Origin of the sequence: Enterobacter sp. A8 (genome assembly GCF_004296595.1) — a bacterium.
Taxonomy (GTDB): domain Bacteria; phylum Pseudomonadota; class Gammaproteobacteria; order Enterobacterales; family Enterobacteriaceae; genus Enterobacter; species Enterobacter cloacae.
Genome location: NZ_SCMF01000002.1, coordinates 417,899 through 440,042 on the forward strand (window position 1 = coordinate 417,899; position 22,144 = coordinate 440,042).

General features: G+C 58.7%; 18 protein-coding genes. 12 read left to right on the forward strand and 6 right to left on the reverse strand.

What is annotated here, in order from left to right:
• Window positions 1-40: 40 nt before the first annotated feature.
• Window positions 41-1,288, reverse strand: a complete 1,248-nt coding sequence (entS, locus tag EQV24_RS10065; protein ID WP_102751661.1) for an enterobactin transporter EntS — start codon at window positions 1,286-1,288, stop codon at window positions 41-43.
• Window positions 1,289-1,396: 108 nt separating this feature from the next.
• Here entS and fepD point away from each other — a divergent pair, with 108 nt between their 5' ends.
• The 3 genes from fepD to fepC are packed head-to-tail and all read left to right on the forward strand — an operon-like array spanning window position 1,397 to window position 4,190.
• Window positions 1,397-2,404: a Fe(3+)-siderophore ABC transporter permease gene (gene fepD, locus EQV24_RS10070; protein ID WP_023621325.1), complete on the forward strand. Its 1,008-nt coding sequence runs from the start codon at window positions 1,397-1,399 to the stop codon at window positions 2,402-2,404.
• The gene (fepG, locus tag EQV24_RS10075; protein ID WP_044158800.1) at window positions 2,401-3,393 is read left to right on the forward strand and encodes an iron-enterobactin ABC transporter permease; all 993 of its coding nucleotides are present in this window, start codon (window positions 2,401-2,403) and stop codon (window positions 3,391-3,393) included. Before fepD ends, fepG begins: the two co-directional genes overlap by 4 nt.
• Window positions 3,390-4,190: an iron-enterobactin ABC transporter ATP-binding protein gene (gene fepC / locus EQV24_RS10080; protein WP_130626517.1), complete on the forward strand. Its 801-nt coding sequence runs from the start codon at window positions 3,390-3,392 to the stop codon at window positions 4,188-4,190. Before fepG ends, fepC begins: the two co-directional genes overlap by 4 nt.
• A 71-nt stretch (window positions 4,191-4,261) precedes the next feature.
• Here the strand turns inward: fepC and entF are convergent, their stop codons facing one another.
• The 3 genes from entF to fes are packed head-to-tail and all read right to left on the reverse strand — an operon-like array spanning window position 4,262 to window position 9,670.
• Window positions 4,262-8,122: an enterobactin non-ribosomal peptide synthetase EntF gene (entF, locus tag EQV24_RS10085; RefSeq protein ID WP_130626518.1), complete on the reverse strand. Its 3,861-nt coding sequence runs from the start codon at window positions 8,120-8,122 to the stop codon at window positions 4,262-4,264.
• The gene (locus tag EQV24_RS10090) at window positions 8,119-8,331 is read right to left on the reverse strand and encodes an MbtH family protein (protein ID WP_048972631.1); all 213 of its coding nucleotides are present in this window, start codon (window positions 8,329-8,331) and stop codon (window positions 8,119-8,121) included. Before EQV24_RS10090 ends, entF begins: the two co-directional genes overlap by 4 nt.
• A gap of 10 nt (window positions 8,332-8,341) precedes the next feature.
• Entirely contained in the window at window positions 8,342-9,670 is a 1,329-nt protein-coding gene (gene fes, locus EQV24_RS10095) for an enterochelin esterase (protein WP_347812679.1), read from the reverse strand.
• A 16-nt stretch (window positions 9,671-9,686) separates the two neighbouring features.
• Between fes and EQV24_RS10100 the strand changes: the two genes are divergently transcribed.
• A complete protein-coding gene (locus EQV24_RS10100; RefSeq protein ID WP_013097643.1) occupies window positions 9,687-11,927 on the forward strand; it encodes a TonB-dependent siderophore receptor in 2,241 nt (746 codons plus the stop codon).
• An 82-nt stretch (window positions 11,928-12,009) separates the two neighbouring features.
• Entirely contained in the window at window positions 12,010-12,657 is a 648-nt protein-coding gene (entD, locus tag EQV24_RS10105; RefSeq protein ID WP_061773070.1) for an enterobactin synthase subunit EntD, read from the forward strand.
• A gap of 92 nt (window positions 12,658-12,749) precedes the next feature.
• Here the strand turns inward: entD and betT are convergent, their stop codons facing one another.
• Window positions 12,750-14,783 carry a choline BCCT transporter BetT gene (betT, locus tag EQV24_RS10110; protein WP_130626520.1) on the reverse strand — a complete coding sequence of 678 codons (2,034 nt, stop codon included), beginning with the start codon at window positions 14,781-14,783 and terminating at the stop codon, window positions 12,750-12,752.
• A gap of 128 nt (window positions 14,784-14,911) precedes the next feature.
• Here betT and betI point away from each other — a divergent pair, with 128 nt between their 5' ends.
• From betI to betA, 3 genes are read left to right on the forward strand one after another with little or no spacing between them, the layout of a single operon-like run.
• On the forward strand, window positions 14,912-15,499 hold the full coding sequence (gene betI, locus EQV24_RS10115) for a transcriptional regulator BetI (protein ID WP_058651704.1): 588 nt from the start codon (window positions 14,912-14,914) through the stop codon (window positions 15,497-15,499).
• Window positions 15,500-15,512: 13 nt separating this feature from the next.
• Window positions 15,513-16,985 (forward strand): betaine-aldehyde dehydrogenase, encoded by a 1,473-nt coding sequence (gene betB / locus EQV24_RS10120; protein WP_038418874.1) that lies wholly within the window; start codon window positions 15,513-15,515, stop codon window positions 16,983-16,985.
• A 13-nt stretch (window positions 16,986-16,998) separates the two neighbouring features.
• Window positions 16,999-18,663, forward strand: coding sequence for a choline dehydrogenase (gene betA / locus EQV24_RS10125; protein ID WP_062935462.1), 1,665 nt, complete (start codon window positions 16,999-17,001; stop codon window positions 18,661-18,663).
• Window positions 18,664-18,701: 38 nt separating this feature from the next.
• Here the strand turns inward: betA and EQV24_RS10130 are convergent, their stop codons facing one another.
• Window positions 18,702-19,154 carry an SgcJ/EcaC family oxidoreductase gene (locus EQV24_RS10130; protein ID WP_029883750.1) on the reverse strand — a complete coding sequence of 151 codons (453 nt, stop codon included), beginning with the start codon at window positions 19,152-19,154 and terminating at the stop codon, window positions 18,702-18,704.
• A 322-nt stretch (window positions 19,155-19,476) separates the two neighbouring features.
• Here EQV24_RS10130 and EQV24_RS23710 point away from each other — a divergent pair, with 322 nt between their 5' ends.
• The 4 genes from EQV24_RS23710 to EQV24_RS10145 all read left to right on the forward strand — a co-directional run bounded on the left by EQV24_RS23710 (window position 19,477) and on the right by EQV24_RS10145 (window position 21,935).
• On the forward strand, window positions 19,477-19,659 hold the full coding sequence (locus EQV24_RS23710) for a hypothetical protein (protein ID WP_207905501.1): 183 nt from the start codon (window positions 19,477-19,479) through the stop codon (window positions 19,657-19,659).
• A 91-nt stretch (window positions 19,660-19,750) separates the two neighbouring features.
• On the forward strand, window positions 19,751-21,055 hold the full coding sequence (brnQ, locus tag EQV24_RS10135; protein WP_130626521.1) for a branched-chain amino acid transport system II carrier protein: 1,305 nt from the start codon (window positions 19,751-19,753) through the stop codon (window positions 21,053-21,055).
• 9 nt (window positions 21,056-21,064) lie between these two features.
• Window positions 21,065-21,487: a DUF2000 domain-containing protein gene (locus EQV24_RS10140; protein WP_130626522.1), complete on the forward strand. Its 423-nt coding sequence runs from the start codon at window positions 21,065-21,067 to the stop codon at window positions 21,485-21,487.
• 115 nt (window positions 21,488-21,602) lie between these two features.
• The gene (locus EQV24_RS10145) at window positions 21,603-21,935 is read left to right on the forward strand and encodes an SMR family transporter (protein WP_130626523.1); all 333 of its coding nucleotides are present in this window, start codon (window positions 21,603-21,605) and stop codon (window positions 21,933-21,935) included.
• Window positions 21,936-22,144: the final 209 nt, after the last annotated feature.

Below are 22,144 nucleotides of genomic sequence, written 5' to 3' on the forward strand. Positions count from 1 at the left end.
TCCCTCCCTCTCCCCGTGGGAGAGGGGCGGGGTGAGGGCATCAGGCCGCACCGTCGTTCAATACAACCTCCTGCCTGAACCGGCGCAATTCTGCTAATACCATTAACAGGATCCCACCTACAACGGCTAACGCAAACCCGCTGGTGCTCGCCGAAGCCACCGGCGTCATGACGGCCCCCAGCCCACCGAGGATCGCCGCGCCAATGGCATCGCCCGTCACGTTTTGCGCGGTCCACAGGCCGTTGATGCGCCCGAGCATCCCCTCCGGCGTCTGAGTCTGGATCAGGGTGTACTGCAACAGAGAACTGATGGCGCTCAGCCAGCCGAAGAGCACCAGACACAGCACACCCAGCGCCCAGACCGGCATCAGGCTGAAGAACCCCATCGCGATAAACGATGCCAGTGTCGTCAACAGCATAATCAACCCTGGACGCGCGCTCTGCGCCAGCCTGCCGCTGGTTAGCGCACCACACGCCGCGCCGAGCGGAATGGCGGCGTACAGCACGCCAATCTCTGAGGCGCTTATCTGCCACACCCCCGCCAGCGCCGGGTACAGCACGCGTACGGCGCTCGCCATCGTCAGCAGGCCACCGAGCAGCGCAATACCACCAATCAGCGGGTTGCTGAACAGAAACCGGATCGCCGCCATCAGCGATTTCAGCGGATGCTCACGCGGCTGCGGTGGCGGTGGCAGAAGCGGCAGACGCAGCAGGGTTAAGGTGGTGATAAACGTCCCCGCCGCCGCGAGGCCGTAGTTCCACGCCACGTTACCGGTGGCCAGCAGCAGGCCGCCCACCATCGGCGATATCACCGAGCCAAGACGGACGGTAAGCATGGTAATTGCCCCCGCCTGCATCAGATTCTCGCGCCCTACCAGCGCGGGTGTGGCGGCCAGCAGCGCCGTCACGCCTAACGAAGCAAAGAAACCATCCCACAGCCCGAGGGCGTAAATGGCGAGTAAGGAGGGTTCCGGCAGCATCGCGTTCAGGCACAATCCGACAAACCCCACCCCGCAGGTGCCGCGTGCCAGCAGGATCAGCTTCTTGCGTTCGTACCTGTCGGCCAGCACGCCGCCGATCATCAGACCGATAAACATCGCCCCGCCGGTTAAGGTGACCGACAGCCCGACCAGCCAGCTGGAGTGCGTCAACGTCTGGATCTGTACCGGGACGGCAACGCCGAGCAGGCCGAGGGACAAAATGGAGATAAAACGCGCGATAAACACGGCGCGATACGCCGGGTGCGTCTTCAGCAGGCTGAGGTTAATCAGCCAGGATTTTTGATTCATGACAAGACCTTGAGTCTATTTCTACCCATTCCATGGGCGCACATGCTAACATAGCCAAATAAGATAGATAACGATAATCACTATCATTATCAAATCATGGATGTTGCTATGTCGTTTTCCTCTTCTTCTGCGGTGCGCGCCGTTGCCGTGCCCGTGTTATTGCTGCTGTTAATCCTTGCGATGGCGCTCAGTCTGCTGGTTGGTGCGAAACCGCTGCCCGCCTCCGTGATTGTTGATGCGCTCTTTGGTACCTGTCAGAGCGCCGACTGCACCATCGTGCTGGATGCCCGCCTGCCCCGTACCCTGGCCGGATTACTTGCCGGTGGCGCACTGGGGCTTGCGGGGGCACTTATGCAAACCCTCACCCGCAACCCGCTAGCTGACCCCGGCATTCTTGGCGTGAATAGCGGTGCCAGCTTTGCCATTGTGCTTGGTGCGGCGCTGTTCGGGTTTACCTCTCCCTCAGAACAACTGGTAATGGCCTTTTGCGGCGCGCTGGCGGCCTCGCTGATTGTCGCCTTTACCGGCAGCCAGGGCGGCGGGCAGCTTAGCCCGGTACGTCTGACGCTGGCGGGCGTGGCGCTTGCCGCCGTGCTGGAAGGGTTATCTAACGGCATCGCCCTGCTTAACCCGGATGTTTACGACCAGCTCCGCTTCTGGCAGGCCGGTTCGCTGGATATCCGCACGCTGGAGACGCTTAAGGTGGTGGTCATCCCGGTGATGATTGCCGCCGCCGTGGCACTCGGTTTAAGCCGGGCGCTGAACAGCCTGAGCCTTGGCAGCGACACCGCCACCGCGCTCGGCAACCGCGTGGCGCGAACCCAGTTGACGGGATTAGTGGTCATCACCGTGCTGTGCGGCAGTGCGACGGCAGTGGTCGGCCCGATTGCCTTTATCGGGCTGATGATGCCGCATCTGTCGCGCTGGCTGGTGGGGGCCGATCACCGCTGGTCGCTGCCGGTGACGCTGCTGGCCACCCCGGCCCTGCTCTTGTTCGCTGATGTTGTCGGGCGTCTTCTGGTTCCCGGCGAACTGCGCGTTTCGGTGGTAAGCGCCTTTATCGGCGCGCCGGTCCTGATCTTCCTGGTACGACGTAAACGCGGAGGTGACGCATGATGGCCCCCTCTCGTCGTTTGATCCTCAGCGTTTCGCTGCTGGTTATCGCCATTCTGATGCTGGCGATCGCAAGCCTGTGCAGCGGCGCGGTGACGCTCGATCTCGCCCAGGTGTTTAACGCGCTCACCGGCAGCGCCCCGCGCGCTGTCACGATGGTGGTGACGGAGTGGCGACTGCCGCGCGTGGCAATGGCGATGCTGGTGGGTGCCGCGCTTGGCGTCAGCGGCGCGATTTTCCAGTCGCTGATGCGCAATCCGCTCGGCAGCCCGGATGTAATGGGTCTCAACACCGGTGCCTGGAGCGGCGTGCTGGTCGCGATGGTGCTGTTTGGTCAGCATCTGACGGCCATCACCGTGACGGCGATGACCGGCGGGATACTGACCGCGCTGGTGATCTGGCTGCTCGCCTGGCGCAACGGTATCGACACTTTCCGCCTGATCATTATCGGTATCGGCGTGCGTGCCATGCTGATGGCGTTCAATACCTGGCTGCTCTTGCAGGCTTCGCTGGAAACGGCGCTGTCGGCCGGGCTGTGGTATGCCGGTTCCCTCAACGGCCTGACCTGGGGCAAAGTCTGGCCTGCCGCGCCATTGATTCTGCTGATGTTTATCGCCGCGCTGCTGCTGGTGCGGCGCATGCGGCTGCTGGAGATGGGTGACGACAGCGCCTGTGCGCTGGGGGTCGGCGTTGAGCGTTCGCGCCTGATGCTGATGCTGGTCGCCGTGTTGCTCACCGCGGCCTCCACTGCGATTGCCGGCCCCATCTCCTTTATCGCCCTTGTTGCCCCTCACATTGCGCGTCGTCTTAGCGGTACGGCCCGCTGGGGCTTAACCCAGGCGGCGCTGTGCGGCTCAATGTTACTGTTGGCCGCCGATCTCTGCGCCCAGCGGCTGTTTATGCCTTATCAACTTCCGGTGGGCGTTGTCACCGTCAGCCTTGGCGGGATTTACCTCATCGTCTTGCTCGTTCAGGAGTCACGCAAGAAATGACCGATTCAACCCCCCGCTTGCGCGGCGAAAGCCTTACTCTCGGTTACGGCAAAAAAATCGTTGCCCATGACTTAACCGTCAACATTCCTGACGGCCATTTCACGGCGATTATCGGCCCGAACGGCTGCGGCAAGTCGACCCTGTTGCGCACCCTCAGTCGCCTGATGACACCGGTCGAAGGCCACGTATTCCTCGACGGCGAGCAGATCCAGCGCTTTGCCAGTAAAGAGGTGGCCAGGCGCATCGGGCTGCTGGCGCAAAACGCCACCACGCCGGGAGACATCACGGTGCAGGAGCTGGTCTCACGCGGACGCTATCCACACCAGCCGCTGTTTACCCGCTGGCGCAAGGAAGATGAAGACGCGGTAAACCGCGCGATGCAGGCTACGGGCATTACGGACCTCGCCCGGCAGAGCGTGGACACGCTTTCCGGCGGCCAGCGTCAACGGGCGTGGATCGCGATGGTGCTGGCGCAGGAGACCTCCATTATGCTGCTGGATGAACCGACGACCTGGCTTGATATCAGCCATCAGATCGATCTGCTCGAGTTGCTGAGCGAGCTCAACCGCACGCAGGGTTACACCCTGGCGGCGGTGCTGCATGATTTGAATCAGGCCTGCCGCTATGCCACGCATTTAATTGCACTGCGCGACGGCGAAATTGTGGCGCAGGGCGCGCCGAAGGAGATTGTGACGCCAGCGCTTATCGAGCGGATCTACGGCATGCGCTGCATAATTATTGACGACCCGGTGGCGGGCACGCCGCTGGTGGTGCCGCTTGGAAAGCGTGCGCGCTGATGTCCTCACCCACAGGGAGAGGGAGCAAACCATCCCCTCTCCCCGTGGGAGAGGGTTAGGGTGAGGGGAAATCACTCCCCCAACATCTTCTGCAACACCGGCCCAATCTTCTCAAACGCCTGCGGCGAAATGATGTCCACGTGGGCGCAATCCTGGCTGTATACCTCCAGTTCATTTACCCACGGCGACCACGCCACCTGCGGATCCATCGTTCGCGTGCGCTCGGCAACAAACAGCGTTGCTTTCCCGTCAAACCGCGAGCTGTGCGCCGTGGTGAGCAGCCGCACCGCGTCGGCGTAGTTACCTTCAATGGCGTTGAATAGCGCGCTGGAGCCCTGCCCCTGCTGGGCGGCGATAAACGCCTGACGCTCGCGCTCAATTTCGGCCAACACCGCCGGGTCGAGTCCGTTGGCCTCTTTTTCCGCCCAGTTCTGGGTTTCCGGTGGCCAGGTATCCAGCAGACCCAGGAAGGCGACGGTTTCGCCCTGTTCACGCAGACGCGCAGCAATCCCCTGCGCCAGCGTACCGCCAAGCGAGTAGCCGAACAGGTAATACGGCCCGTGGGGCTGCCGGCCACGTAACGTAGTCAGATGATGTTCAATCACCCCATCCAGATCCGCACACTGCTGCATCGGCCCCTCCGGGCGCGGCGACTGAATTCCGGTAATGGACCAGCGCGGGCTAAGGTAGCGCGCCAGCACGCTGAACTGCCAGGCAAAACCGGAAGCCGGATGGAAGCAGAACAGCGTCGGGCCGTCGCTTACGCGCAGCGGCAGCAAGGTTTCATAACCCAGACGCTGTGCCTGCTCGTCGCTTATCGGCGAATCCAGCAGAGCACTCAGCCTGCTGACCGTAGAGGCGACCATTATCTGCCCCGGCGTCACCTTGCGGGCGAACGTACGGCTGAGTTGTGCGGCCAGGCGCATCGCCAGCAGCGAGTGGCCGCCGAGGGCAAAGAAATCGGCTTCGATGTCGTTTACCGCGCAGCCCAGCAAAGACGCAAACGCCTGCGAGACGGCAATTTCGGTTGCACTTTCCGGTGCGCGTCCGATGGTTTTGCTGGTCAGCTCCGGCAGCGGCAGCGCCTTGCGATCCAGTTTGCCGTTTGCGCTTAACGGCAGCGCGCTGATTTGCAGTAACACCACCGGCACCATATGCGGCGGCAGCTGCGATCTGAGTGAGGCAAGCAGCGCGTCGCGATCCAGCGGTAAACCGGATTCAGAAACCACATATCCCACCAGTTGACGGGCATCGCCGCCCGTGGCCGCCGCCTGGTTGAACACGCAGGCGTGCGCCACCGCCTGAGCCACGTCGGGCAGCGACAGCATAGCCCGGTCGATTTCGCCAAGCTCGATGCGCTGGCCGCGAATTTTCAGCTGGTCGTCGCTGCGGCCTAAATACTCCACCGCGCCGTTGTCCAGCCAGCGGGCGACGTCACCGGTACGGTACATCCGCTCGCCCGGCGCGAACGGATCGGCAATAAAGCGGCAGGCGGTGAGATCCGGACGCCCCAGATACCCCTGCGCCAGCTGAATACCGGTGAGATAGAGATCGCCCGCCACGCCAAACGGTACCGGGCGCATCATCGCATCCAGGATCCGCAACCCAGTGTTCCATACCGGGAAACCGATCGGCACGCTGTTACCTACAACTGCCGCCAGCTCTGGTCCAAATGCCGGATACCAGCTAACGTCCACCGCCGCTTCCGTCGGGCCATAGAGGTTATGCAGCGGCACGTGGGTGAGCTGCTCCCATTCGCGACAAAGTTCCGTCGGCAGTGCTTCCCCGCTGCAGAATACCTGCCTGAGGCTCTTACAGCAGTCGGCGTTTTCCGGCGTCAGCGAGGCGACAAACGCCGCCAGCATCGACGGCACAAAGTGGGTGGTGGTGACGCCATAGTGCGCAAAGAATTGCTGCATGGCCTGAGGATCACGGTGCGCGTCCGGCTCGGCCATCACCAGCTTCGCCCCGGCGATAAACGGCCACCAGAACTCCCAGACCGACACGTCAAAGCTGCACGGCGTTTTTTGTGCCACCACGTCGCACGCCGTCAGCGGGTAGTGATCCTGCATCCATTTAAGACGGTTAACGATGGCAGTATGCCCGACCATTACCCCCTTCGGACGCCCTGTCGAGCCCGACGTAAAGATGATGTACGCCGTCTGCTCCGGCTTCGCCAGCCGCAGCGGTTCAGCATCCGCAGCCGGTAATAGTGTGTTGTAACTAAACGTCCCAATGGACAGATCGCTAAAGCGCGGACGCTGTTCGTCGGTGGTGATAAGCAGCGACGGCTTCGCGTCCTCCAGCATCATCCGCAGACGATCGTCCGGGTAGCCGGTATCCAGCGGCAACCACGCGGCCCCCGCCTCCACAATGCCGTGCAGTGCTAACGTCAGGAATACCGAGCGCGGCAGCGCCACCGCCACGCTGTCGCCCGGTTTCACGCCGCGCTCACGCAACAGATGCGCCAGTGCCACCACCTGCTCGCGCATCTGGCGATAGCTGAGCTCGATGTGCGCATCCGCCAGTGCGGGCGCGTCCGGCGTTTTGCTCGCCTGTTCCGCCACCAGTTCCGCAAGCGTGGTGGACGGTAGCGCCAGCCCGGTATCGTTGATGCGTGTAAGCTGCTGGTATTCCTGCTCTGAGACCGTTTCAACCTCGCCGCAGCGCAGGTCCGGGTTAGCGGCAAATTGCGTCAACATCGCATTCAGGCGCGCCACGTGACGGGCCAGCGTGGTTTCATCGTAGCGCTGTTTATTGGCGAGGATCTCAATGCTCAGCCCCCCCTGCTCGTCCGGGAACAATGCCAGCTCCAGATCGTTCACCGGGCCGGTGGCCAGCGTGTGGGTGGTGGCCTCCACGCCGTCGATGTCCAGTTGATAATCGAATACCTTGACATTGAGCACCGGGCCGAACAGGGCTTCATCACCCGCGGCACGCCCGCTGTCGCGCACGATCTGCTCGGCGTCGTAGCGCTGGTGGCGACGCATTTTTTTCAGCTGGTTTGCCAGGCGCTGCGCCAGTTCCGGCAGGCTCTCGTGCGGATGAATGTTCACCGCCAGCGGCAGCACGTTGAGCACCGGGCCGGTCGCGGTCAGCGCAGCGGAGCCCATGCGGCGCATAAAGATAAACCCGGCGGCGTAGTCCAGCCGTCCGGTGAGACGGCCCAGCCACAGCGCCACCAGCGCAAGCGCCAGATCGGTGCGCTGTACCTGTCCTGCGGCCTGCGCAAGCTGGCTGAAGGCGCGGCCATCGGCGGCGATTTTCAGGCGCAGGATGTCGGTGGTGGCGGCACGCCCCGGCAGCGGCGCAGAGGAAAGCGAGACCGGAGAAGGAAGCTGTTTGCGCTGCTCAGCCCAGAAAGCACCGTCGCGCTGATACGCCTCGCTGTCGCGGTAGCGCTGATACTCCTCCACCACCCCGGCGAACGGCGTAAACGGGGAGTCAGGCGTGGGCTCGCCCCTCTTCCACGCGGCATAAATCGCGGCGATCTGGCGGGTAATCGCCGGGAAGCTGAAGCCATCGACCACTAAATGGTGATAGCGCTGATACCAGTACCAGTGTTGCGGACCGATCTGAATCAGCAGGTGAAACGCCAGGGGCTGACCGCTGTCGACACGAAGGTTCTGATTAAGGTCGGCGTCCATCAGCGCCACGGCGGCGTCATGGGAACCGGCATTCACGATTTCCGGTTCAGGCAGCGTCATTGATGCATCCACCCACTGCCACACCTCACCGTTATCCTCGGTGAAGCGCATGCGCAGCGTGTCGGCCTGCATCATGCCTTCGGCAATGGCTTTTGCCAGCAGCGGTGCGTCAATATCGCCTTTCAGTTCGGTGTAGTGTGCCACGCTCCAGGCGTTCGGCAGGCTGGAAAGCTGCTCCGCCATCCAGATGCCCGGCTGGGCGGCAACAAGCGGCAGACGGTTCATGCATGCTCCCCCGTATAATTAGAGGGGCTGAGCGTCTGCCAGTGTTCGGCCAGCCACTGCTGGCATGCGTCCTGCGATTGCGCTTCGCATACCACGCGCCAGCCTGCGGGCAATTCGCACTGCTGCGGCCACAGGCTGTACTGCCCCTGATCGTTACGCAAAATAGCAAACTGCCCCTGCGGATTATCGAAAGGATTGCTGAATTCCATACAGACTCCGTTAGTGAATAAGCGGCTGCCAGAGGGTCATCAGCCCCTGCGTCAGCCCACCGCGCCAGCAAAGCGCGTCGTGTCCGCCGTCAACCTGACGCCAGTAAACCTGCTGCTGTGTGTGCAGTTCGTCGTAAATGGCCTGATTCGCGCGGTAAATCAGCGGCTCGTTGCGCCCGGCCTCAAGGACGATGCGCAGGCCGCGTGCGGTTTTTTCACCCGCTTTCAGTTGCGCGATAAGCAGCCCTTCCTGCTGCCCGCCGCGATGCGGCCACCAGTAAGAGCCGGACTGGCTCAGCACGCAGCCAAAACGCTGCGGCCAGTTTAGTGCGGCATAAAGCGAGGAGAGACCGCCGAAGCTCTGGCCTGCGACCACCGTACGGTCTGCGCGGTCGCTGAATGGCGTGCGTTGTTTTACAAGAGGGAGAAGTTCTTCCTGCACCGCCAGCCAGAAATCGGGGTTACAGGGCAATTCGTTATTGCGATGCGCCATATCTATCACATCGATTAAAACGTAGACGGCAGGCGGCAGTTTACGTCCGAGGGTTAGCGCCGTCAGCGCTGGCCAGACGGGCATGCTCTCGGCCCAGAACTGGCCGTCGAGCAGCACCGCCAGCGGGCGTTCCGGCTCGTCATCGCCGGTGGTAAATATCCAGACGCGACGACGGTTACCCAGCCGCTTGCTCTGCCAGTCAATGCAGACCGGCTGCCGGTATGGCGTATTGGGGCGATCCCAGCCGGGCTGCACCGGAGCGTCGGGCATCTCCAGTGCAGAGACATCATGTCCCCTCCCGCCTCGCCAGCTCTGGGTATTAAGCGGGTCGGACATTGCCTGCGGCAGCAGCTTGCGCCAGCCTTCGCGCAGCGCCAGGCGATCCGGCTGCTCACCGTGAAACACATCGGGCGCAAAATCGTCTGTATTCTCTGAGGGGATAAAGCAGTAGCTGCCACGCCACTGGGGGCTGAACTCGCCCTGCCATTGCCAGACGTCGGTATCCGGGATGCGTTCGAGGGATTGTGGGCGGGCATTTTTATGGTGATCGGTTACGCCGGTGATATACAGCCAGACGCGTTTCACCGCCGACGTCTGTTGCGTTCCCGCCGGATCGCGCCACCAGAAGGTGACCCGATATTTCCCCTGTTCACGCACCCATTCCGGGCCGTTTTTCGACTGCCACCAGGCTTCACTTCCCGTTGTTAACACCGTCACCCTTCTAACCTCATGTTTAACAGTCTTTTTTGTTTCAGGAAAAATTTTATTGATAATATTATTGATAACTATTTGCATTTGCAATAGCGTAATGCCCGCGCTGTGGGAAGCGCGTTCATAAGAAACCATAAAAGCGGGACATCCAATGAATAAGAAGATTCACTCTCTGGCCTTGCTGGTCAATTTAGGGATTTATGGCGTCGCGCTGCCTGCCATGGCAGACGACAACACCGCCTCCGCGCAGCATGAAGACACCATGGTGATCACCGCCGCCGAGCAGAATTTGCAGGCGCCGGGGGTTTCCACCATTACCGCGGATGAGATCCGTAAAAATCCGCCCGCGCGTGACGTGTCTGAAATCATCCGCACCATGCCGGGCGTTAACCTGACCGGTAACTCCACCAGCGGCCAGCGCGGTAACAACCGCCAGATTGATATCCGCGGTATGGGCCCGGAAAACACCCTGATCCTGATCGACGGCAAGCCGGTCACCAGCCGTAACTCGATTCGTCTGGGCTGGCGCGGCGAGCGCGACACCCGCGGTGATACCGGCTGGGTGCCGCCTGAGATGATCGAGCGTATTGAAGTGATCCGTGGCCCGGCCGCCGCGCGTTACGGCAACGGTGCGGCAGGTGGCGTGGTGAATATCATCACCAAAAAATTCGATGACCAGTGGCACGGCTCCTGGAACACCTATCTGAACGCGCCTGAACACAAGGATGAAGGTTCCACAAAACGCACCAACTTCAGCCTGAGCGGCCCGCTGGGCGGCGACTTCAGCTTCCGCATGTACGGTAACCTTGACAAAACCCAGGCCGATGCGTGGGACATCAACCAGGGCCATCAGTCCGAGCGTACCGGCGCCTATGCCAACACCCTGCCTGCAGGCCGTGAAGGGGTAGAAAACAAAGACATCAATGGCGTGGTGCGTTGGGACTTTGCGCCAATGCAGTCTCTGGAGTTTGAAGCGGGCTACAGTCGCCAGAACAACCTCTACGCCGGGGATACCCAGAACACCAACAACGACAATGCGCTGGTGAAGAAGAACTACGGTAAAGAGACCAACCGTATCTATCGTCAGAACTTCGCCGTCACGTGGAACGGCGGCTGGGATAACGGCATTACCACCAGCAACTGGGCGCAGTACGAACACACCCGCAACTCGCGTCTGGGTGAAGGGCTGGCCGGAGGAACCGAAGGGCTATTCAACAGCGATAAATTCACCGATACCGACCTGGCCGACGTCATGCTGCACAGTGAGATCAACCTGCCGATTGATTTCATCGTCAACCAGAACCTGACGCTGGGCACCGAGTGGAACCAGCAGCGCATGAAGGATTCCACTTCCTTCTCGCAAACCCTGCAGGGCGGGACCATTCCAGGGATGAGCGACGATCGCAGCCCCTATACCTCCGCAGAGATTTTCTCCCTGTTTGCGGAAAACAATATGGAGCTGACCGACAGCACCATGCTGACCCCGGCGCTGCGCTTCGACCATCACACCATCGTGGGTAACAACTGGAGCCCGTCCCTGAACCTGTCGCAGGGTCTGGGGGATGATTTCACCCTGAAGATGGGTATTGCGCGTGCCTACAAAGCACCGAGCCTGTACCAGACCAACCCGAACTACCTGTTATACAGCAAGGGCCAGGGCTGCTACGCCAGCTCTGACGGCGTGGGCTGCTACATGATGGGTAACGACGATTTGAAAGCCGAAACCAGCATCAACAAAGAGATTGGTCTGGAGTGGAAACGCGACGGCTGGCTGGCGGGCGTGACCTGGTTCCGCAACGACTATCGCAACAAGATTGAAGCGGGCTATGCGCCAATCGGCCAGACCTCCACCAGCAAAGTCACCACCGATATCTACCAGTGGGAGAACGTGCCGAAGGCAGTGGTTGAAGGCCTGGAAGGTTCCCTGAACGTGCCGGTCAGCGATACCATCAACTGGACCAACAACATTACCTACATGCTGCAGAGCAAGAACAAGGAGACCGGCGACCGTCTGTCGATCATCCCGGAGTACACACTGAACTCTACCCTGAGCTGGCAGGTGCATCAGGATGTGTCGCTCCAGTCGACCTTCACCTGGTACGGCAAGCAGCAGCCGAAGAAGTACAACTACAAAGGTCAGCCGGTGACCGGGTCAGAGAAAGACGAGGTCAGCCCGTATAGCATCCTTGGCCTGAGCGCGACGTGGGACGTGACCAAAAACGTCAGCCTGACCGGCGGCGTGGATAACGTCTTCGACAAACGCCAGTGGCGTGCGGGTAATGCCCAGACCACCGGGAATACCTCGACGGGTGCCTATATGTACGGCGCGGGGGCTTATACCTATAATGAGCCAGGCCGCACGTGGTATATGAGCGTGAATACCCGATTCTGATACAGGCAGTGACTTCCACCCTCTCCCTGTGGGAGAGGGCCGGGGTGAGGGCAACAGGCCGCACAATTCTGAAGGGAAAACCATGCACACAACCCACAGCACGTTCGTTCTCGCCAGCCTCACCGTTCACCGCATCACCTTCGACCCCACCACCTTCACCGACGCCGATCTCCTCTGGCTCCCCCATCACGCACAGCTGGCTGACGCCGGACGCAAACGCAAAGCCGAACATCTGGCGGGCCGCATCGCCGCCGCGCATGCCTTACCTGGCCACGCCGTTCCCGGCATCGGCCCCAGCGGCGAACCGCTCTGGCCGCACGGGGTTTCGGGTAGCATCACTCACAGCGGCACGCAGGCGATGGCGGTTGTGGTTCACCATCCTCATGCCCTTGTAGGTATCGATACAGAGGCGATCCTTTCCGACCGTGAAGCCCATGAAATCCAGGACGGTATCATCAATGCGCAGGAAGCGGCGTGTTTAACGCGTTCAGGCTACCCTTTTGCACAGGCGCTGACGCTCGCGTTTAGCGCGAAAGAAAGTTTGTTTAAAGCGCTGTTTCCGCAGGTAAAGATTTACATGGGTTTTGACTGTGCGAGAGTCGCAGCGTTAGATGATAAAACCCTTGTGCTGGTGCTTTCGCGCCCGGCTGGAGAATATGCGGAGGGCACACGTTTCACCCTCTTCTGGCACAAAAGGGATGACAGCGTGTTGACGCTGCTACAAGCCTAATGGCGCTTCGCTTATCAGGCCTACAAAGTTGGCTCGCGGTAGGCCGGGTAAGGCGAAGCCGCCACCCGGCATCAATTTAGAATGCGATTCGCTTACACATCCGGGAACATCACGCTATTCCCCGGCGCTTCCCGGTGCAGATGGATAAAGTTCAGGTGCCGTTCATACTGGTCCAGAATATCCGTAATCACCTGCTCCTTGCTGTAGTCCATCAAATCATTCCCCTGGCTGCCTTCCAGCAGGAAGGTCTCCAGCCGGTAGTAGGTCGATTTGCCGCTGCGCGCGCGGTAGGTAAACCCGGGCACCGAATACTGCTGCGGCCAGATCTGATAGACAAAGTTCTGCTCGTCGCCCATATGCACCAGCAGATCCAGGTGCCCCAGGGTCTCGCCCTCTTCCGGCGGCAGGTTTTTCAGCTCCACGTAGGCACCGCGTAATCGCAACTCCTGCGCCACCTCTTCCATTGCCGGGAAGCAGACCGTCTCCATCATCTGGCTGGTGTAGCGAGTGCCCGGGTAGTTCATCAGGCGCGAGAGACGCTTCTTCCAGCTCAGTCTGTCCTGGGCGCCCAACGGGCGCGGCGCGGTATCGCGGCTGGCGCTGACGCGACGGTAGTCTTCCACCTTGAGCGATTTATACAGCCCGGCCATCACAAAGAAGATCACAAAGCTGAACGGCAGACCCATGATTACCGTGGTGTTCTGCAGGGCGGAAATCCCGTTGGTCATCAGCATGCCGAGCGTCAGCAGGCCGATGGCGACGGACCAGAAGATACGCAGCCAGTTTGGCGCATCGCTGTTGATGTCCTTCAGCTTCGAGGTGAAGTTCCCCAGCACCAGCGCACCGGAATCCGCCGAGGTGACGTAAAACAGCAGACCGGTAATGGTGGCCACGGAGGCGCTAAAGGTGAACGCCGGATATTGCGCCAGCAGGCTGTAAAATCCGCGCTCCGGGTGCGCCATCGCCTCCTGCGCAAACCCCGCGTCGCCGTGGATGATCTCATGCAGCGCACTGTTGCCAAAGACCGACAGCCACAGCAGGGTAAAGGTGAACGGAATGATCAGCGTGCCCATCACAAACTGGCGGATGGTGCGACCACGTGAAATACGCGCCAGGAACAGGCCGACAAACGGCGACCACGCCACCCACCACGCCCAGAAGAACAGCGTCCAGTTGTTCATCCACTCCACCGGGCGGTCAAAGGCGAAGCTGTTCAGCGTCATGCCCATAAAGCGGTTCACGTAGTCACCCACGTTCAGCACTAAGGCATTGAGCAGGAACGAAGTGTCGCCCACAAACAGCACAAACAAAATCAGCCCCAGCGCCAGCGCGACGTTCAGCTCGGAGAGCACGCGGATCCCCTTATCCACGCCGGCAGTGACCGAGATGGTGGCGATAATCACCGACAGCGCGATCAGCGCGGCTTTCGCCGCAAGCGAATCCGGGATATCAAACAGCACGCTCAGCCCGTAGTTGAGCTGCACCACGCCAATGCCAAGCGTGGTGGCAATACCGAAGATGGTGCCGATCACCGCCGCAATATCGACGCTATGTCCTATCGGGCCGTTAATCTTTTTACCGAAAATGGGGTACAGCGCAGAGCGAATGGTGAGGGGTAAATTATAACGATAGCTAAAGTATCCGAGCGCCATGCCCATCAGGGCGTACATCGACCAGCCGGTCAGTCCGTAGTGGAACAGCGTCCAGACCATCGCCTGGCGCGCGGCCTCCATCGTCTGCCCTGCCCCTTCCGGCGGCTGCATATATTGCGTGACCGGTTCGGCCACGGAGAAGAACATCAGGTCGATGCCGATACCGGCGGCAAACAGCATCGCCGCCCAGCTTAACAGACTAAACTCGGGTTTTGACTGCTCGGGCCCGAGCTTCACCGAGCCAAAGCGCGAACAGGCAATGCAGACAACAAAGACAATATAGAGCGTCGCCGCCAGCAAATAGTACCAGCCGAAGGTCTTCGACACCCAGTTCAGGGTGCGCCCAATCCACTCGGCAGAGAAGTCGCTAAAGAAGATCGTCATCAGGGAAAACAACAAAATCAGTCCTGCGGATGTATAAAAAACAACCGGATTGATTTTGTCCTTTTCTCTGTCTTGCGAAAGATCTGTCATCCAGTATCCCCACTGTTTTTGTAACTATTAAAATCCAAATCCGCAACAATTAAGACACATTTTATATTGAACGTCCAATCAAAAACCGCTTTAATGGTTAACCAACGCTGATGAATGGAGTGGCAAAAATGCCCAAAGTGGGGATGCAGCCGATCCGGCGCAGGCAACTGATCGACGCCACGCTGGAAGCAATAAATGAAGTGGGAATGCATGACGCAACCATCGCGCAGATCGCCCGTCGGGCGGGAGTCTCAACCGGGATCATCAGTCACTACTTCAAAGATAAAAATGGCCTGCTGGAAGCGACCATGCGCGACATCACCGGCCAGCTGCGCGACGCGGTTCTGAGCCGCCTGCATGCCCTGCCGGATGGCAGCGCAGAGCAACGATTGCAGGCGATTGTCGGCGGCAACTTTGATGAAACCCAGATCAGCAGCGCGGCAATGAAAGCCTGGCTGGCCTTCTGGGCGAGCAGCATGCATCAGCCGATGCTCTACCGGTTGCAACAGGTAAGCAGCCGCCGTTTGCTTTCAAACCTGGTGTACGAATTCCGCCGCGAACTGCCGCGTGAACAGGCGCAGGAGGCGGGTTACGGGCTTGCAGCGCTGATCGACGGGCTGTGGCTGCGCGCCGCGCTAAGCGGCAAACCGCTGGATAAAAACGTAGCCCAGTCGCTCACCAGCCACTTTATCAGCCAGCATTTACCGACCGAATAACCGAGGAGAATTTATGTCCCGAATGGCAGAACAGCAGCTTTATATCAATGGTGGTTATACATCCGCCACCAGCGGTCGCACCTTCGAGACCATTAACCCGGCTAACGGCGACGTTCTGGCGACCGTACAGGCCGCCGGGCGCGAAGATGTCGATCGCGCCGTCCAGAGTGCCCGGCAAGGGCAAAAAATCTGGGCGGCAATGACCGCCATGGAGCGCTCGCGCATTCTGCGTCGCGCCGTCGATATCCTGCGCGAGCGGAACGACGAACTGGCGAAGCTGGAAACCCTCGACACCGGTAAAGCGTATTCGGAAACCTCAACCGTGGATATCGTCACCGGTGCGGACGTGCTGGAGTACTACGCGGGGCTGATCCCGGCGCTGGAAGGCAGCCAGATCCCACTGCGCGATACCTCTTTCGTCTACACCCGTCGCGAGCCGCTGGGCGTGGTGGCGGGTATTGGCGCGTGGAACTACCCGATCCAGATCGCCCTGTGGAAATCCGCCCCGGCGCTGGCGGCGGGCAACGCGATGATCTTCAAGCCGAGCGAAGTCACCCCCCTCACCGCCCTGAAGCTTGCGGAAATCTACACCGAAGCGGGCCTGCCGGACGGCGTATTTAACGTTCTGCCGGGCGTGGGCGCGGAGACCGGCCAGTACCTGACCGAACACCCGGGCATCGCGAAAGTCTCCTTCACCGGCGGCGTCGCCAGCGGCAAAAAGGTGATGGCGAACTCGGCGGCCTCGTCCCTGAAAGAGGTGACGATGGAGCTGGGCGGCAAATCCCCGCTGATTGTATTTGACGATGCGGATCTCGATCTCGCTGCCGACATCGCGATGATGGCCAACTTCTTCAGCTCCGGCCAGGTCTGCACCAACGGCACCCGCGTGTTCGTACCCGCGAAGTTCAAGGCCGCGTTTGAGCAGAAAATTGTTGAGCGCGTGGGCCGCATCCGCGCGGGCGATCTGTTCGATGAAAACACCAACTTTGGCCCGCTGGTCAGCTTCCCGCACCGCGACAATGTGCTGCGCTATATCGCCAAAGGCAAAGAGGAAGGCGCGCGCGTGCTGTGCGGCGGTGACGTGCTGAAGGGTGAAGGCTTTGACAACGGCGCGTGGGTCGCCCCGACCGTGTTCACCGACTGCACCGACGAGATGACCATTGTGCGCGAAGAGATCTTCGGGCCGGTGATGTCCATTCTCACCTACGAAACCGATGAAGAAGCCATTCGCCGCGCCAACGATACCGACTACGGGCTGGCGGCAGGCATCGTGACGGCCGATCTGAACCGGGCCCATCGCGCTATTCATCAGCTTGAGGCGGGTATTTGCTGGATCAACACCTGGGGTGAATCCCCGGCAGAGATGCCAGTTGGAGGCTACAAACACTCCGGTATCGGCCGCGAAAACGGCGTGATGACGCTCCAGAGTTACACCCAGGTGAAGTCCATCCAGGTTGAGATGGGTAAATTCCAGTCCATATTTTAACCGGGAGGTTTTTTTGCAATTTGACTACATCATTATTGGTGCCGGCTCTGCCGGCAACGTTCTGGCAACACGACTGACTGAAGATCCGAATACAACCGTTCTGCTGCTTGAAGCGGGCGGCCCGGATTACCGCTTTGACTTCCGCACCCAGATGCCTGCCGCACTGGCATTCCCGCTGCAGGGCAAGCGCTACAACTGGGCGTACGAAACCGAGCCAGAGCCCTATATGAATAACCGCCGCATGGAATGCGGACGCGGTAAAGGGCTGGGCGGGTCATCGCTCATCAACGGCATGTGCTACGTGCGCGGCAACGCGATGGATCTGGACAACTGGGCAAAAGAGCCAGGTCTGGACCACTGGAGCTACCTCAACTGCCTGCCCTACTACCGTAAGGCTGAAACCCGCGACGTGGGTCCAAACGACTACCACGGCGGCGACGGCCCGGTGAGCGTCACCACCTCCAAACCGGGCGTGAACCCGCTGTTTGAGGCAATGGTGGAAGCGGGCGTACAGGCGGGCTACCCGCGCACGGACGATCTCAACGGCTATCAGCAGGAAGGCTTCGGCCCGATGGACAGAACGGTTACGCCACAGGGCCGACGCGCCAGCACCGCGCGCGGCTATCTGGATCAGGCGAAGCAGCGCCCGAACCTGACCATCTGCACCCACGCCATGACCGATCGCATTCTCTTTGACGGCAAGCGCGCCGTGGGCGTTGAGTGGCTGGAAGGCGAAAGCACCATCCCGTCCAAAGCATCGGCAAACAAAGAGGTGCTGCTGTGCGCCGGGGCGATTGCCTCTCCGCAGATCCTGCAACGCTCCGGCGTGGGCAACGCGGAACTGCTGAAGCAGTTTGATATTCCGCTGGTGCATGACCTGCCCGGCGTGGGCGAAAACCTGCAGGATCACCTGGAGATGTATCTCCAGTACGAATGCAAAGAGCCGGTCTCCCTCTACCCTGCCCTGCAGTGGTGGAACCAGCCGAAGATTGGCGCCGAGTGGCTGTTTGGCGGCACCGGCGTGGGGGCGAGCAACCACTTCGAGGCAGGTGGGTTTATCCGCAGCCGCGAGGAGTTCGAGTGGCCGAACATTCAGTATCACTTCCTGCCGGTGGCGATTAACTACAACGGCTCCAACGCGGTGAAAGAGCACGGCTTCCAGTGTCACGTTGGGTCGATGCGCTCACCAAGCCGTGGGCACGTGCGTATTAAATCGCGCGATCCGCACCAGCATCCGGCAATCCTGTTCAACTATATGTCCCACGAGCAGGACTGGCAGGAATTCCGCGATGCGATCCGCATCACCCGCGAAATCATGCATCAGCCCGCGCTGGACAAATACCGTGGCCGCGAAATCAGCCCGGGGGTTGAGTGCCAGACCGACGAACAGCTGGACGAGTTTGTGCGCAACCACGCCGAAACCGCCTTCCACCCGTGTGGAAGCTGCAAAATGGGCTATGACGAGATGGCGGTAGTTGATGGCGAAGGCCGCGTTCACGGGCTGGAAGGGTTACGCGTGGTGGATGCGTCGATCATGCCGCAGATCATCACCGGCAACCTGAACGCCACCACCATTATGATCGGTGAGAAAATTGCTGATGCCATTCGCGGGCGCGAGCCGCTGGCGAAGAGTACAGCGGCATATTACGTGGCGAACGGAGCGCCGGTAAGACGCTGAGTGGTTCCCCCTCTCCCCAAAGGGAGAGGGGACAGATCTTATCCTTCAGGCATTGCGGAAGAGTGATGGGAGGAAATTTTCCACTCTTTTCCGTCCCACGCATAGGTGAAGGTATAGCGGGCAGTCACGGTCGATTTATCGGCGAAAGTAAAGGTATACGTTCCGGTATCAATGGCTTTATTGCAGCCCAGACGAATGGTGCGGCTATCAATTTTCCCGTAAGGCTTCTTCTTAAGAAAATCCTGGAAGTAATCCACGCGCTCCTGATCGGTCAGTCGCACCTGATTTGAAATTGTCGGCAGCAGAACCGCATCACTCAGATAATTTTCCGCCACTTTATGGGCATCGCCTGTTTGTAATGAGGCATTCCATCTGTCAAAGAGTGCTTCAATTTGCGGGTTATCTGCCTTTACACAGTCCTGTGCAGTGGCAGCAAAAGCAGAAGACGAGGCAAGACCGAGAAGTGCAGCAAGAGAGAGTAACGTTTTCATAACCATTTTCCTTATGTGGTTTTGTTCCTGTGGGGCGCACTATCCGTTTTATTCCGCTGCGTGACAATCTCCATTACTTATTATTACGCTTTTTACAGAAGTGAAAGAAAAGGCCGATTTTTATACAGCCATACAAGTCCATCAAAACAAAACAACCGAAAAAACAATAAGTTAAATTGTAATTTTATTTTCATAAGATTTTACGCATTGAATAATTTTGTTACCTTTAATTTCAACATACAACAAATGTTGAAATTACAACTTTTTGTTTAATCTATATCATTGCCCTCAACTCATTAAGCACTCTTGAGAGGATGGCAGTATGCCGAACAGTAAGTTATGCCTGAATGTCTCCCTGGTTATCCTGAGCCTGATGCTCAGCGGCTGCGTGATCAGGGATCATCACTCCACCGATCGCCATCATCCGGATCATCATCACTGGCACCATGATCCTTCCCATGCACATGGCTGGCATGATTTTCATGGGCATCACAGCCATCGTTGATCCCCATGCACGGCTGGCACGCCCGGTTTCAGGGCGTGTTTTATAATTAACCCCTGGCGCTGCCGACAACCAGAGTGAAGACGATATCCACATGACAACTTTCCGCGTCAGAGACATTTTTATCCTGGGGTTTCTCAACTTCGCCTTGTTTGTTGGGGCCGGTAATATCATTTTTCCGCCCCTGATCGGCTTACAGGCAGGAACATCCGTCTGGTATGCCGCAATGGGCTTTTTATTGACGGGTGTCGGGTTGCCGGTGATGACCGCCATTGCCATGGCTAAAGCCGGCGGATCGCTGCAGGCAATAACCCAGCCCACCGGACGCCTCTGCAGTCTGGTCCTGACTATTGCCTGTTATCTTTGTATCGGACCGCTGTTCGCCATTCCGCGAACCGCCACCGTCTCGTACGAGCTGGCATTACAACATTATCATCCTGGCGCGTATGGCTTAGCCTGGTGGAGCCTGAGCTTTTTCGCGCTGGTCGTTCTGATCTCCCTTCATCCCGGCCGCCTTCTCGATACGGTAGGCAAGTTCCTGTCGCCTTTGAAAATCGTGGCGCTTCTGGTACTGACAATCACGGCGATGCTCGTTCCAGCTGGGGCTCCCCTGCCTCCACAGGGTCTGTATGCCACCTCCCCTTTTTCTCAGGGGATCACCAATGGTTATCTGACGATGGATACGCTGGCAGCCCTGGTCTTTGGGCTGGTGATTGTCAGAGCGATTCAATCCAGAGGGGTAACCTCTCCCCGCCTTATTACTCGTTATGCGTTCTGTTCCGGCCTGATTGCAGGCGTGGGCCTTGTCGTGGTTTATGCAGGCCTGTTCCGGCTTGGGCTAAGTAGCAGCGGGCTGATTGATGGGGCAACAAACGGCGCTCAGGTGCTCAGTGCTTATGTCCACTTTAGCTATGGACCTGGCGGCGACATTTTTCTGGGGGTGTTGATGACCCTTGCCTGCCTGGTTACCGCTGTCGGGCTGACATCGGCCTGTGGCGCCTGGTTCAGCGACCATACCCGCTTTAGCTATCGAACCTGCATCTGGTTTTTTGCCATCGTCTCCATGCTGATATCAAATATCGGGTTGACCCAATTGATTGCGTTATCGGTGCCGGTTCTGACGGCGATTTATCCGGTGTTTGTTGTACTTATCGTGACCTTTTTCATGCGGACAACCTTCCACTCACCAGCGCGGGTCATTGTCCCTGCGGCATTCGTCACCTTTCTGTTTGGTCTGGCTGAGGCACTTAGCGCCGCGGGCGGCCCCTTATGGCTGACAACGCTCAGTGCCAGGATGCCGCTACATAATCAGGGTTTGGCCTGGCTGCTTCCTGCTGCCGGCATACTTTGCGTAACGTTCGTGAATGACCAGCTACGGTATAAATCAAAAAATCACTGAGGAATCGAGATGTTTGAAGACAATCATAAAAAACTCTATGTCGTTGTTAACCGCACGCAGGATCCGGCGTTGCTGCTGAATGCCACGGCCCACCTGGCCGCCGGGATCATGCGCAAGGCGGATGATGTCCTCTTCCATGACTACCCAAACGCTGAAAGCGGGCTGAACGCTTATCTTAGCCATTACCCGGTCGTGATCCTGCAGGCCAAAAACAGCAATCAGTTAAAAACCGCGGCACTGAAATCTCAGGAAGCGGGGATCCCGTTTAATTTCTTTACGACGACGATGCTTGGCCCCTCCTCTGAAGCCCAGATTCAGGCAACGAAAGAAACCACGCTTGAAGCACTGGAATTTGTCGCCATTGCGCTCTACGGGGATACGGAAGCGATAGCGCCGATAACAAGGAAATTTTCCGTTTTTAAGCTGGCCTGAGAAGGTGCGCTGGCTCACACAAAATTAAACACCAAGTTTAATTTACAACTAAATGTTGATATTGTTTTTCCACCCGATTTGGGTGATACAGAAGTATGTTGTGACAGGCCTTTATATGAATAGCTACCTTTTTCTTTTTATATCAATTGTTTGTGAAGTTATTGCAACAACAGCATTAAAATTATCCGACAGCTTTACCCGGCTATGGCCTGCCACCGTTACGGTTCTTTTCTACCTTCTTGCGTTTTGGTCGTTAACCATTCCCATGCGAACCATACCGACGGGCATTATCTATGCGATATGGTCAGGAGCCGGAATTGTCCTGATTAGTCTGGTGGGATGGGTTGTTTATGGCCAAAAACTGGATATGGCCGCCCTGGCAGGGATAGGGCTGATCATTGCGGGCGTGGTAGTGATAAACCTGTTTTCAAATTCATCAGGTCATTGAAAAGCGCTATCCCGCCTGGTTTTACGTCATACGGTACAAATTATGATCAAAAATTTTCTCGTTATTTTTGTGGTGTTGCTGTTCCTCCTCTTATCCCTTGAAGTCTTTTTTATCGAAAAACGCCATGTTAATTATTTTCGCGATGGCGTAAGAAACGTTGAGGAGGTGTTATCTTTGTGGGAGGAACATTAAATCCGGACTGTCGTTTA